9 protein-coding genes are annotated in these 13,265 nt (G+C 62.7%); 8 read left to right on the top strand and 1 reads right to left on the bottom strand.

Going from position 1 to position 13,265, the window contains the following annotated elements; translation table 11 throughout:
- Window positions 1-184 precede the first annotated feature (184 nt).
- Window positions 185-637, bottom strand: coding sequence for a Spy/CpxP family protein refolding chaperone (locus tag RVM26_RS12525; RefSeq protein ID WP_498938941.1), 453 nt, complete (start codon window positions 635-637; stop codon window positions 185-187).
- A 160-nt stretch (window positions 638-797) separates the two neighbouring features.
- On the opposite strand from RVM26_RS12525, the gene RVM26_RS12530 reads away from it, so the two are divergent.
- The 8 genes from RVM26_RS12530 (at window position 798) to RVM26_RS12565 (ending at window position 13,251) form a co-directional block, all read left to right on the top strand.
- Entirely contained in the window at window positions 798-1,961 is a 1,164-nt protein-coding gene (locus RVM26_RS12530; RefSeq protein ID WP_287807529.1) for an MFS transporter, read from the top strand.
- Between the two features lie 53 nt (window positions 1,962-2,014).
- Window positions 2,015-2,809 (top strand): SapC family protein, encoded by a 795-nt coding sequence (locus RVM26_RS12535; RefSeq protein ID WP_498938944.1) that lies wholly within the window; start codon window positions 2,015-2,017, stop codon window positions 2,807-2,809.
- Between the two features lie 31 nt (window positions 2,810-2,840).
- Window positions 2,841-4,292 (top strand): TolC family protein, encoded by a 1,452-nt coding sequence (locus RVM26_RS12540; protein WP_498938946.1) that lies wholly within the window; start codon window positions 2,841-2,843, stop codon window positions 4,290-4,292.
- Window positions 4,279-6,417 (top strand): type I secretion system permease/ATPase, encoded by a 2,139-nt coding sequence (locus RVM26_RS12545; RefSeq protein ID WP_498938948.1) that lies wholly within the window; start codon window positions 4,279-4,281, stop codon window positions 6,415-6,417. Before RVM26_RS12540 ends, RVM26_RS12545 begins: the two co-directional genes overlap by 14 nt.
- Window positions 6,414-7,730, top strand: coding sequence for an HlyD family type I secretion periplasmic adaptor subunit (locus RVM26_RS12550; protein WP_039175272.1), 1,317 nt, complete (start codon window positions 6,414-6,416; stop codon window positions 7,728-7,730). The genes RVM26_RS12545 and RVM26_RS12550 overlap by 4 nt, the downstream gene beginning before the upstream one ends.
- A 130-nt stretch (window positions 7,731-7,860) precedes the next feature.
- The gene (locus RVM26_RS12555; protein WP_498938950.1) at window positions 7,861-10,755 is read left to right on the top strand and encodes a valine--tRNA ligase; all 2,895 of its coding nucleotides are present in this window, start codon (window positions 7,861-7,863) and stop codon (window positions 10,753-10,755) included.
- 200 nt (window positions 10,756-10,955) lie between these two features.
- On the top strand, window positions 10,956-12,005 hold the full coding sequence (locus RVM26_RS12560) for an aminoglycoside phosphotransferase family protein (protein ID WP_498938952.1): 1,050 nt from the start codon (window positions 10,956-10,958) through the stop codon (window positions 12,003-12,005).
- A 22-nt stretch (window positions 12,006-12,027) separates the two neighbouring features.
- Window positions 12,028-13,251 (top strand): ABC transporter substrate-binding protein, encoded by a 1,224-nt coding sequence (locus RVM26_RS12565; protein WP_498938954.1) that lies wholly within the window; start codon window positions 12,028-12,030, stop codon window positions 13,249-13,251.
- Window positions 13,252-13,265: the final 14 nt, after the last annotated feature.

The following is a 13,265-nucleotide window of genomic DNA, read 5'->3' on the forward strand; positions in this document are numbered from 1 at the left end:
TTTCTGATAAGTGAGGCTTAGTCGCCAAACGCGCCTGCTGGCAGCGCTATAAAGAACTGGGCCATGAGGTCGTGCCGCACAAGTTGGGGTAAATGGCCGGGAAGACCCTACACCCTAAACACGCTGCCCCGCACTTGGCGGGGCCATCAACAAAAGTCGGCAATCTTGTCAGTACGTCTTCGCCTTAGCCTCCCTGTTGCTGCATCTGCTCCTGCATCTGTTGCATTTGTTGCTGCTGAGCCACGGCCTCATCCAGTTGATCGCGCTGCTCCTGAGTGAACACGCCGTCGATCTGAGACTGTATGATAATGCTTTCCGCCGTCATCTCTGCCGTTAGGTCACCAAGACGCTCTGCATCCGCCCGAATGGCTGCTTCATCGTAATCAGGCTGAACGTGCTCACTGAGTTGCTGTTGCAACTGCTGGGCTTCCTGCTCATTGGCACCAACATTGTCTTGCATCTGGGTCAAAAGATTGCTGAGTTCTTCCTTCTGCCCATCATTCAGATCCACCATTTCGTCGAGTTGGTTAACTTGGTCATCGACACTGGGGGTGCCACCAGCCATTTGCTGGGCCATGGCGGGAACACTGAATGCCAGTACTGCAACTGCTGGAAGGAAAAGCTTGGCTACGTGCATAAAAACTCCAATTGCGAGCAAATTTGTACTTCCTGCCCGACAAATCCTGACGGGTTTGTGATCCGACACTGCTGTTTTTAAAAAATTCGTCGTAACGGTAAATTGTTGATTACCATTAACGGGCTCTGGCCGTGCCCTTTGCCCTCATGGAGACGTAGACGTGTTCACGCGCTACCCACTTGTTACGATAGTCACTGCTCAGCTCTTTGGCACCTCGCTGTGGTTCAGCATCAATGGCGTTGGCCTGGCGCTGCAGGAAGCGGCGGGGCTCAGCGAGCGCGACCTGGGGCTGCTGACCATGGCCGTTCAAGCGGGCTTCATTACCGGCACGCTGGCCATCGCCACCACGGGCCTGGCGGACCGCGTACGGGCCAGCCAGCTGTTTGCCGTCTCGGCCGTGCTGGGCGCCGTGCTCAATGCCGCCTTCATTGGCGTGGTGGAGAGCCTCTCGCTGGCAGCCATGGCACGTTTCATGGTGGGGCTTTGCCTGGCAGGCATCTACCCGCTGGGCATGAAGCTGGTGGTCAGTTGGACACCCCGCCATGCAGGCTCGGCACTGGGGTGGCTGGTCGGCATGCTGACCCTCGGCATTGCCTCGCCGCACCTGCTGCGGGGCGTCACGCTGCATTTGCCCTGGCAGTGGCCGCTGCTGCTCTCCTCGGTGCTGGCGCTGCTGGCCGCGCTGTTGATTCTGCGGCTGGGCACAGGGCCTCACCTGCCTGCCAAGGCCTCGGCAGGCCGCCCCTGGGCAGGGCTTGCCGCCTTCAAACAGAAAGCTTTCCGCGCCGCCTCGCTGGGCTATTTTGGCCACTGCTGGGAACTCTACGCCCTGTGGGCGCTGGTCCCCTTGCTGGTGGCCAGAGAGCTGGAACGGCTCAGCGCCGCCGCCAGCCTTCAGCCGTGGCTCAGCTTTGCCGTGATCGCGCTGGGCCTGCCCGGGTGTGTGCTGGCAGGCCGCTGGAGCCGTCGCATAGGCAGCGCAAAGGTGGCCTTCGTAGCGCTGGCGGTATCCGGCACCCTATGCCTTCTATACCCCCTGCTGGCGGGCCTTTCCCCAGGGTTCCTGCTGGCCCTGCTGGCGCTTTGGGGCATCAGCGTGATTGCCGATTCGGCGCAGTTTTCGGCCCTGGCATCGGCCAGCGCGCCCCCCGAGCGGCTGGGAGCCGCCCTGGCCATGATGAATGCCATCGGCTTTGCGCTGACCATCCCATCCATCGCGCTGGTAACGTCGCTATGGGAAAGCCAGGGCCCTTGGGTGACCTGGTGGCTGCTGCCCGGCCCCGTGATTGGCCTGTTGACCATGCGCAGGCTGATCTTGCGCTGACGCACCGAGCTGGATTTGGTAAGGTGCGCGCTTGACGATATAAGGTGTGCCCCATGACCCTTGCAGCCCACTGGGAACCGCTGGACCCCAAACGCCACGGCGCGTTGATGTGGCGACGTTTTACCCGTTACCACTTTGCCCGCCACACCCTCATGACGCCCCTGGCCGATGCGGAGCTGCGACATGCGGCTGCCTGTTTTCCAATGGCCTTCGTAAACGGTGATCAAGGGTGGCAAGCGGTGGCGCTGCTGGGCCTCGATGATACCCACAACCTGATGGTCGATGCCGACGGCCGCTGGCAAGCCGCTTACGTTCCTTCGGCCCTGCGCAGCCACCCCTTTGGCTTGCATCCCGACGCGCCGGGGCAACTCTGCATCGACACCCACTCCCCCTGTGTGGTCGAGGCCCTCGATGGCGAGCCGCTGTTTCAGCAACAGGGTGGCCTGGCACGCTTTCCGCAGCAGGTGCTGCGCTTTTTGACCCAGCGAGCGCAAGGCTGCCAGCGTGTTGCAAAGGCGCTTTCTGCCCTCGACCAGGCCAGGCTGCTCACCCCTTGGGCGCCAAAGGCCTATCAGGGAAGCGTGACGCTGCATCAAGTGAACGAAAGCGCCTGGCAATCACTTACCGACACACAACTGGGGCTTTTCTGGCAATTGGGGGCCGTGCCTTTGGTGTACGCTCAGTTGCAATCGCAGCACCAGATGGGGCGGCTGCTGGCCTATCGACAGCGCCGCACTCCCCCTGCGCCGGCCGCCTCCTCGCCTGCCGATACGTCTTCCACCCTGGCACAGTGGCAGGAAGCGCTGAGCGATGAAGAGCAATACCACTGGCAAGACCCTCGTAAGTGAGTGCTCGGCACCACCAAGATCAGGAAAGTGTATGAACGTAAATGTGATGGCGCCGCCTCGCCGAGTACGCCTGGGTTATTGCCTGGGAGCCATGCTGTTACTGGCTTGCCCACCGCTGGTGGCACAGCCTGTATCCGACGTTCAGGAGGAACCGCTTCCCCTGCCCGCCTCGTCACTGGAAGGCCCGGTGTTTACGCCCGAGTTGCGCCAGCAGCTGGACGCGTTCCGCTGGCAGGAAGGCCGCTCTGCTCAACGGCACCAGGGCCTCGATGACTTGCGCTACCGTCTTCAAAGTGCGCTGGAACAGCAGCCCAGAATTCTTGCCCAGCGCTCCCGGGAGCGCGAGTCGGTGTTGCAGATCGATGAAGTACGCGCCGTACGTCGCCCGCAAGTCAACGCAGGCCTCGAGTATCGCAATGATCTTCAACGCACCGAGGCGCTGCCCGACCGCGGCTCGCGGATGGACGCCGTGGTCACCCTCAGCCAACTGCTGCTGGACTTTGGCGCCAGCGGTGAGCGCTTGCGCGCCGCCGATCTCAGCGCGGAAGCGGCATTCTGGCAATCCCAGGTCAGCATCGAAGAGGAAGTCCTCTACGCCATCAATGCCTATTTGGATGTCGCGCGCTTGACCACGCAGCGACAGTTGGCAGAGCACAATCTTCAGCAGCACCAGCGCATTTTCACGGATGTCAGCCTGCGGCGGGATGCGGGGGCAGGCTCGCGAGCGGACGTTTTGCGCGCACAGAGTCGCTTGAGCGATGCCGAGTCTCGACTGATCTCCCTGGAAGGCGAGCTGGCCCGTGCCATCAATGTCTATCAGGAAGCCTTCTTCACGACACCGGACACCCTGGCGCTGCCTGAAAGCGCCGCCATGCTGCGCGATGTCAACGCCGACCAGCTGCTGGACAGCGCCCTCAGCCGCAATGCCGCGTTACGCAGCCGCACCCTGGCCAGCGAAGCCAGCGGCGCCGAAGCGCAGGCCACCCGCAATGCGCGTCTACCCAGCGTCAGTGTCGCCGTCGAGGGTCGCCAGTTCGATGTCAACGACTTCAATGAGTCCGATAACGACGTGGCCCTGCTGTTCAATGTGGATTACACCCCCTACAGCGGCGGCGCCACTTCCGCACGCGTGGCCCAGGCCGTCGAGCGCCAGCAGCAAAGCCAGTACGAGCAGCAGGCGCTGCGCCGCGAGTTGGAGCGCGAAGTCCGCTCTGCGCTGACCGATACCGATACCCGGCGTGCCGAACTGGCAGCCCAGACCGCCACCCTGGCCGCCGAAGAGGAGGCCTTGCTGGCATACCGTGATCAATTTGCCGTCGGCCGCAGCAGCATCAACGACCTGCTGGATGCCCAACGAGACCTGTTCCAAGCCGCCGTCGAGCTGGTCAATCGCCGAGTACGCTGGGAACAGGCCAGCTTTCAACAGCTGGCGGTGACCGGCGAACTGCTGGACGCCCTGGAGATACATATTGAACGCCGCTGATTCGCGCTCCGACGCCCTTGAACAATGCCTGACGTTTGTCGCTTCGCATCTTGAGCTGCCGGTGTCGGCAGCAGCCGTACGGGCGCATCGCGTTGGCAACGAGACCGCCATGACCCCCGATGGCTTCATCGACGCCGCCGAGCGCCATGGCATGGTGGCGGCGCTGGGCGAGCACGGCCTGGAAACGCTGGGTAACTCGCTGCTGCCAGCCGTTGCCCTGCTCCAGCATGGCCGCGCCGTGGTGATCATCGGGCGTATCGATCAGCAGCGGTTTGCGCTTTACGACCCGGCCCTGGGTGACCAGCCGGTGGAGACCACCCTGGCAGCGCTGCAGGCCGAATATATCGGCCATGTGATCGCCGTGCGCGCCCGCTATCGTCCCATCGCGCTCAATCAGGCCCCCGAGATACAGGGCGGCCACTGGTTCTGGAGCGCCCTCACGAACAACCGCTGGGTGTACACCCAAGTGGTGATCGCCGCCGCCCTGACCAACTTTCTCGGCCTGGCGACCTCGCTGTTCATCATGGTGGTGTACGACCGCGTGCTGCCCAACGAGGCCATCGAATCGCTGGTCGCGCTCACCATTGGGGTGAGCATTGCGCTGGTCTTCGACTTTGCCGTCAAGACCTTGCGCCAGCTGTTCATCGAGCGGGCAGGCCAGGAAGCGGACCTGCGCATGGGGCGACGTATCTTCGATCACGTCCTCAACCTGCAGATGAGCGCCAAGCGGGGCTCCACCGGCGGCTTTGCCAATACGTTGCGGGAGTTCGAAACCCTGCGCGATTTTTTCGCCTCTGCCTCCCTAGTGGCGGTGGTGGACCTGCCGTTCATACTGCTCTTCGTCGGCGTCATCTATTTGATTGGCGGCCCCTTGGCCATCGTGCCACTGGTGGCGGTCCCGCTGGTGCTGCTGATTGGCGTGGCCGTGCAGCCCTTCCTCAAGCGGCTGTCCGGGCAGGCCTTCGAAGAGAGCCGCTCCAAGCAGGGGGTATTGATCGAAGCCGTGGCGGGTCTTGAAACCATCAAGGCCAGCGGTGCGGCCCCGATGATTCGCCAGCGCTGGGAAGAGAGCGTTCAGCAGCAATCGAAGGTGGGCCGTCAAGGTCGCGCCATTCAGCAGTTTGCGCTCAACGCCACGGCCCTGGCGCAGCAGGCCGCCCAGGTAAGCATCGTCGTCTATGGCGTGTTCCTGGTCGGGGGTGGGGTGATTTCCATGGGCGCCATGATTGCCTGTGTCATTCTCACCGGCCGTGCCCTCGCGCCGCTGGCCCAACTGGCCCAGACCATGACGCGCATCAATCAGGCTCGCACCTCGTACCGAGCCCTCGACCAGCTCATGAGCATGCCATCCGAGCGCCCCGCCGGGCGCCACTATTTGAGCCGCCCCTCGCTTGACGGCAAGCTGTGCCTGCAGGATGTCAGCTTTCGCTACCCCGAGCAGACCACCGCCGCGCTGGCCAATATCAACCTGACCATCCATCCCGGCGAAAAGGTCGCCTTGCTGGGTCGTGTCGGTTCTGGAAAAAGCACCCTGGCGCGACTGCTGCTGGGAATTTACCCGCCTGAGCAGGGCGCCGTTCTGGTGGACGACACGGACCTGCGGCAAATCGATCCTGCGGACCTGCGCCACAACATCGGCAGTGTCCTGCAGGAAGCCTGGCTCTTTTCCGGCACGGTACGTCAGAACATCGCCATCGGTGCACACCACCCGACCGACGAACAGATCCTGAACGCTGCCAAGCTGGCGGGAGCTCACGACTTCATTGCCCGTCACCCGAAGGGCTATGACATGCCCATTGGCGAACGCGGCGAGGGGTTATCCGGCGGCCAGCGGCAGCTGATCTGCCTGGCCCGCGCACTGCTGGGCGCGCCGCCTATCCTGCTGATGGACGAGCCTACCAGCGCCATGGATATCCAGACCGAAAAAGAGGTCATCGCACGGCTCAAGGCCGCCAGCACGCATCAGACGCTGGTGGTGGTGACCCACCGGACAAGCTTGCTGGAGCTGGTCGACCGCGTGGTGATTCTCGACCAGGGCCGCATCATCGCCGACGGCCCCAAGGCCAGCGTGATGCGCCCGGTAGAAGCCTCCCCCACTCGTACGCGTGAAGGAACAGCCCCGTGAGCCAGTCGCACTCTCCGTTGGATTTCGAGCATTTCGTGCGTCACGGCCGCGCCAGGCGGCCCATGGCCAGCAGCCTGTTGCTGATGACCATCATCGGCTTTTTGCTGGTGGGCTTCATCTGGGCCTACCTCACAGAGGTCGACGAGGTCACGCGTGGCCAAGGCAAGGTCGTGCCCTCGCGCAGCCTGCAGGTCGTCGAAAGCCTGGAAGGCGGCGTCGTCACGGAAATCAACGTGCGCCGTGGCGATGTGGTGGCCCAGGGAGATACGCTCATGACCCTGAGCGGTGGCACGCTGGAAGGGGACTACGAAGAGAGCCTGCAGCGCCTGCGGTCACTGCAGCTGCGCCTGCAGCGGCTCGAAGCCGAAATCAATCAGGTGCCGCTGGCACTGGATGAGGCATTGAGCCAGGGCGCGCCCAGCGTCGCGGCCAGCGAAACGCGCCTGTTCCACGGTCGCCAGCTCGAGCTGGGGGCCGAGCTGCAGGTACTGGAACAACAAGGCTATCAGCGCCGCCAGGAAAAAGCCGAGCTGGAAGCGGCGCTGAGCACGGCCCGAGCCGGTGTCCAGCTCGCCGAGCAGGAGCTGGCGATCATTCAGCCACTGGCCCAGCGCGGCATCGAGCCTGAGACCTCCCTGCTGCGGGTAAGACAAACCCTCAACGAGCTGCGCGGTGACGTGGCTCGCCAGCAGAGCGCCGTGGCCAGGGCCGAAGCCTCCATTGCCGAAATCGAGGACCGCAAGGTGGCGGCGCGCAACGCGTTCGAAGCCGATGCGCTGGCGCAACTGGCCGAAGCCACCTCGCAGGTCGCCGAGCTGGAAAAAACGCTGCCCGGCCGTGCCGACCAGGTGGCACGCACCACGATACGCTCGCCGGTGGCCGGTGTGGTCAATCAGGTGCACATCAGCACGGTTGGCGGCGTGGCCCGCCCCGGCGAGCCGCTCATCGAAGTCGTCCCTGCCGACGATGCGCTGTTGGTGGAGGCCCACATCAGGCCTTCCGATATCGCCTTTCTCTACCCCGGGCAGCCGGTCAAGGTGAAGCTCACTGCCTACGATTTCGCCCGCTACGGCGGTCTCGACGGCGAGCTGGTGACCATTGCTGCCGATGCCGTGCAAATGCCGGAAACGGGGGAGCTGATGTACCCGGTCGAAGTGCGCACCGAAGGCTATCTGTACGATGCCGACAACCAGCCGCTGTCGATCATTCCGGGCATGGTGGCCGAAATCGACATTCTCAGCGGCAAGCGCAGCGTGCTGGACTACCTGATGGAGCCCGTCGTCAAGGTCCGTGATCGTGCGCTGAGGGATTAAACCAGCGGGAGGAGACGACCCTCCCCCTGACGCCCCCAGGCGAGTCGCGCTATACTTGTCGCCATTTTGCATCCTTGACCTATGAATTCGATACCTCGCCAGGCGGGGCGTCTCTGCTGTGAGTGACTCCATGGAAAAGACCTACCAACCCGAACAGATCGAAACCCGCTGGTACGAACGCTGGGAAGCCGATAACCGCTTCGCCCCGTCTGGCCGCGGCAAGCCCTTCTCGATCATGATTCCGCCGCCCAACGTCACCGGCAGCCTGCACATGGGCCACGCGTTCCAGGACACCATCATGGATACCCTGACGCGCTGGAAGCGGATGCAGGGCAACAACACCCTGTGGCAGGTAGGCACCGATCACGCGGGTATCGCCACGCAGATGCTGGTGGAGCGCAAGATCGCCGTAGAAGAAGGCAAGACCCGCCATGACCTGGGCCGGGATGCCTTCATCGACAAGGTGTGGGAGTGGAAGGAGGAGTCTGGCGGCCACATCACCCGCCAGCTGCGCCGCATGGGCGCCAGCGTCGACTGGAGCCGCGAACGCTTCACCATGGACGACGGCTTCTATAAAGCGGTTCAAGAAGTCTTCGTGCGCCTGCATGAAGAGAAGCTGATCTACCGCGGCAAGCGGCTGGTGAACTGGGACCCTACCCTGCACACCGCCATTTCCGACCTAGAAGTGGAAAACAAAGAGCAGCAGGGCAGCTTCTGGCACTTCCGCTACCCGCTGGCCGATGGTGTCAAAACCGACGACGGCAAGGATTACGTGGTGGTCGCCACTACCCGCCCGGAAACCCTGCTGGGCGACACCGGCGTGGCCGTGAACCCGGAAGACCCGCGCTATGCATCGCTGGTCGGCCAGTTCATCGAGCTGCCTCTGGTGGGTCGCCGCATTCCCATCGTGGCCGACGAGCACGCCGACATGGAGAAGGGCTCTGGCTGCGTGAAGATCACCCCGGCCCACGACTTCAACGACTACGAAGTCGGCAAGCGCCAGAACCACCTGCTGATCAACGTCTTCACCAAAGATGCGACGATTCTGGAGCAGGCAGAAATTTTCAACCTGAAAGGTCAACCACAGCCCGATGAAGACGCCAGCCTGCCGGCCAAATACGCGGGCCTGGACCGTTTCGAGGCACGCAAGCAGATCGTTGCGGACATGGACGCGCTCGGCCTGCTGGAGCAAGTGGAAAGCGTCAACAACACGCTGCCCTACGGCGACCGCTCCGGCGATGTCATCGAGCCGCTGCTCACCGACCAGTGGTTCGTGGCGGTGGAAAGCCTGGCCAAGCCCGCCATCGCGGCGGTAGAGAATGGCGACATCCAATTCGTGCCCAAAAACTACGAAAACATGTATTTCGCCTGGATGCGCGACCTGCAGGACTGGTGTATCTCCCGCCAGCTGTGGTGGGGCCACCGCATTCCTGCCTGGTACGACGCCGACGGCAATGTGTACGTGGCTCGCAGTGAAGAGGAAGCCCGCGAGAAGCATGGTCTTGATGCTGACGTCGCCCTGACCCAGGACGAAGACGTGCTGGACACTTGGTTCAGCTCGGGCCTATGGACGTTTGGCACCCTCGGCTGGCCGGAAAAAACCCCGGAGCTGGAAACCTTCCACCCCTCCAGCGTGCTGGTGACGGGTTTCGACATCATCTTCTTCTGGGTCGCCCGGATGATCATGATGACGCTGAAATTCACCGGTGAAGTCCCCTTCAAGACCGTTTACGTCCACGGCCTGGTGCGCGACGGCCAAGGCCAGAAGATGTCCAAGTCCAAGGGCAACGTGCTGGACCCCATCGACCTGATCGACGGCATCACCCTGGACGCGCTGCTGGAAAAGCGCACCGGCAACATGATGCAGCCTCAAAAGGCCAAGGCGATTGCCAAGGCGACCAAAGAAGAGTTCAAAGACGGCATCGAGCCCCACGGCACCGATGCACTGCGCTTTACCTTCCTTTCACAGGCCACCACCGGGCGCGATATCAAGTTCGATATGAACCGCCTGGATGGCTACCGCAACTTCTGTAACAAGCTGTGGAACGCCTCGCGCTATGTGCTGATGAATGCCGAAGGCGAAGATTGCGGCACCAGCGGCGAAGAAGTGGAGCTGTCGCTAGCCGATCGCTGGATCATTTCCCAGCTGCAGAAAACCGAAGCGCAGGTCACCAAGGCGATGGACGAGTACCGCTTCGACCACGCCTCCCAGGCGCTTTACGAGTTCGTCTGGAACGAGTATTGCGATTGGTATCTCGAGCTTTCCAAGCCGGTGCTGTGGGAAGATGACATACAGGGAAGTACCAATGCCGCGGGAGACAGGACGTCGGAAGCGGCAGCGCTAGTGAAGCGTAAGCGCGGCACGCGCCGCACCCTGGTGCGGGTGCTCGAAACCATCCTGCGCCTGGCCCATCCGATGATGCCTTACATCTCGGAAGAGATCTGGCAGCGGGTCGCCCCTCTGGCAGGCACCTACATGGGCGAGGGCGCGTCCATCATGCACCAGGCATGGCCAGAAGCCGAAGAGAGCAAGATCGACGAGCAGGCCACCCGGGATATCGAGTGGCTGAAGGGCGTGATCATCGCGGTGCGCAACATCCGCGCCGAAATGAACATTGCCCCCGGCAAGCCGCTGGACGTGCTGCTGACCAAAGGCCAGCCGGAAGACGCCGAACGCCTGGACCAGAATCGCCGTTTCCTGGCCAAGCTGGCCAAACTGGAAAGCGTCACGTGGCTGGCCAACCCGGATGAAGCGCCGCTCTCGGCTACCCAGCTCGTCGGTGATATGGAAGTGCTGGTGCCCATGGCCGACCTGATCGACAAGGACGCCGAGCTTGCCCGCCTTGCCAAGGAGATCGACAAGCAGGACAAGCTGATTGGCGGCATCGAGAAGAAGCTGGGCAACGATGGCTTCATTGCCAAGGCCCCCGTGGCGGTAGTGGAAAAGGAGCGGGCAAAACTCGCCGAGTTCCAGGCCACTCGGCAGCTGCTGGAAGAGCAGCAGGCCAAGATTGCGGCCATGTAACGCTGCACCGCTGATGCACGACACGACGGCACCCCCTGGGGTGCCGTTTTGGTCAGCGCCCCTGAAAATTCATCATCACGGTCGTCATCTTTTTTCAGGATGAACAGTGTAAGGTATTCACCATGACAAACACCAAGCGTCATCGGTGACCACTTCATCCATCGGCTTCACCATGGCCTCAACCAGGCAGAATGACGACTATGTCCACTCTTTCAGAGCCACGCCTGCAAGCGTTGGCAGCGACCTTGCAGCGCGAAAGGATCGACTATCGGTCGCTCTCCCCCATGGCCGACACAGGCCTGGCCCATGACCATGTCTGGATTCACCGCCCAAGGGGCGACTGGGTCGCCAGGCTGCCCAAGCAGAGCCAGATGAACTTGCCGCCCCAGGAAAACCTGGACTACCAGGCCGCCTGCTATGAGCGTGCCAGCCAGGGTGGCCATACACCTCGCCTGCACCATGTGCTGCCACCAACCCAGGCACTGCCCCGAGGCGCCTTACTGGTGGATGCCATTGCAGGGAAGCTGGCGACGTTACCTCACGACTTGCCCGCCATTGCCGATGCGCTGGCCAGCCTGCACTGCCAGCCGCAGCCTCAGCAGCACGCGCCTCTGCTTGCCCCGGCATCGCCCTGGCAAGCCATGATCGATGAAGTTCACCAGCAGGCAGCCTGGCTGGACGAGGCACAGCTCTCCCGTAGTGTTCATCTGCGTATTCAGCAGGAGCTGGATTTGCTGCCCAAAGCCCTGGAGGACGCCACCCCCACGTTGATCAGCTTCGATACCCACCCTGGCAATTTCATCGTGACGGAGACGGGCAAGGCAGTCCTGGTCGACCTGGAAAAGTGCCGCTACGGACTACCCGGCATCGACCTGGCCCACACTTCGCTGTATACCTCCACCACGTGGGACATTCACAGCCATGCGGTACTGGAACTGGATGACGTGGTCGCCTTTTATCGACGCTGGCGCCAGCAGATGCACCATACCCATGGCCAGACAGGGCCCAGCGCCACCCATTTGATCGCCTGCCGTCGAGCGACCTGGCTCTGGTCACTGACCTGGTGTGCCAAGTGGCGTGGGCAGCACCTGAAGCGTCAGGATGGCTCCCGTCAGGGAGAGGACTGGTCGGCAGAGTTGACCAATCCCGCAGTCATCGAGCATGTCCGCGAACGCGTGAACCATTATCTTTCATTGCCGATCATCGATCATGTCCATGGCGAGCTACAACGCCTGCAAACAGCTTTGTAAAACATTGATTAAGAGGTGAATAATGTCATCACGCGTATCTCACGGCGCACTGTTCGCCACCACGCTCGCCATCGCCTCGCTGGCTCTGCCCTTGAACGCTCAGCCGCATGCTCAGGACTGGGAAAGCGTCCTGGCCGATGCCGAAGGCCAGACCGTGTACTGGAACGCCTGGGGTGGCGATGACCGCACCAATCGCTACATCGACTGGGTCGCCGGGCAGATGCGTACCACCTACGGCGTGCGCGTCGAGCACGTCAAGCTCGATGACACCAGCAGCGCCGTGGCACGGGTACTGGGGGAAAAGCAGGCGGGGAATCACGACGATGGCAGTATCGACCTGATCTGGATCAATGGTGAGAACTTTGCCGCCATGCGCGCCCAGGACCTGCTGTTCGGCCCCTTTGCCGACTCGCTGCCCCATTTCGCCCTCACCCACCCCGACGACAACCCCGAGGTAGTGACGGACTTCACGCTGCCCACCGAAGGCTATGAATCCCCCTGGGGCAAGGCACAAATCACCTTCTTCTACGACAGCGCCCACATCGACACGCCTCCCCAGAGCATCGAAGCTTTGCTGGATTGGGCGCAGCAGAACCCCGGCCAGTTCAGCTATCCGCGCATCCCCGACTTCACCGGCAGTACCTTCCTGAAGCAGGCGCTGATCGAACTGACGGAACAAGACGAGGCGCTCTACCAGCCTGTCGAAGACGCGGATTTCGAGGCCATCACGGCCCCGCTATGGTCCTACCTGGATGCGCTGCACCCCCACCTGTGGCGCAGCGGCCGCAGCTTCCCTGCATCCGGCCCCAACCTGCGCACGCTGATGAGCGATGGCGAGATCAGCCTGGCCTTCTCCTTCTACCCCACCGATGCCGCCGTGGCCGTGATGGAGTACGAGTTGCCGGACAGCGTGCGCAGCTATGTGCTGGAAGGGGGCACCCTAGGCAACGTCCACTTTGTGGCGATTCCCTATAACTCGCCCCACAAGGCGGGCGCCATGGCGCTGGCCAACTTCCTGCTCTCGCCGGAGGCGCAAGCGCAGAAGCAGTCGCTGAGCATGTGGGGCGACCGTAGCGTGCTGGCCATCGACCAGCTCAGCGACGCGCAACAGGCGCTGTTCCAAGAGGGCGACCACCATCCTTCGGCTCTGCCTGCCGACGCCCTCTCCAATACCCTCGCCGAGCCCCACCCCAGCTGGATGACCGCCCTGCAAGCCGCCTGGCTCGAGCGCTACGGCGTCAACTGAACATGGCCTTTCGT

Origin of the sequence: Halomonas sp. KM072, from assembly GCF_050710315.1 — a bacterium.
In the GTDB taxonomy this organism is placed as follows: domain Bacteria; phylum Pseudomonadota; class Gammaproteobacteria; order Pseudomonadales; family Halomonadaceae; genus Vreelandella; species Vreelandella hamiltonii.

Excerpts from the sequence above, each read along its gene's own strand:
- RVM26_RS12540 (WP_498938946.1), top strand. The coding sequence starts at position 2,841 with ATGAACGTAAATGTGATGGCGCCGCCTCGCCGAGTACGCCTGGGTTAT.
- RVM26_RS12555 (WP_498938950.1), top strand. The coding sequence starts at position 7,861 with ATGGAAAAGACCTACCAACCCGAACAGATCGAAACCCGCTGGTACGAA.
- RVM26_RS12565 (WP_498938954.1), top strand. The coding sequence starts at position 12,028 with ATGTCATCACGCGTATCTCACGGCGCACTGTTCGCCACCACGCTCGCC.
- RVM26_RS12525 (WP_498938941.1), bottom strand. The coding sequence starts at position 637 with ATGCACGTAGCCAAGCTTTTCCTTCCAGCAGTTGCAGTACTGGCATTC.
- RVM26_RS12535 (WP_498938944.1), top strand. The coding sequence starts at position 2,015 with ATGACCCTTGCAGCCCACTGGGAACCGCTGGACCCCAAACGCCACGGC.
- RVM26_RS12560 (WP_498938952.1), top strand. The coding sequence starts at position 10,956 with ATGTCCACTCTTTCAGAGCCACGCCTGCAAGCGTTGGCAGCGACCTTG.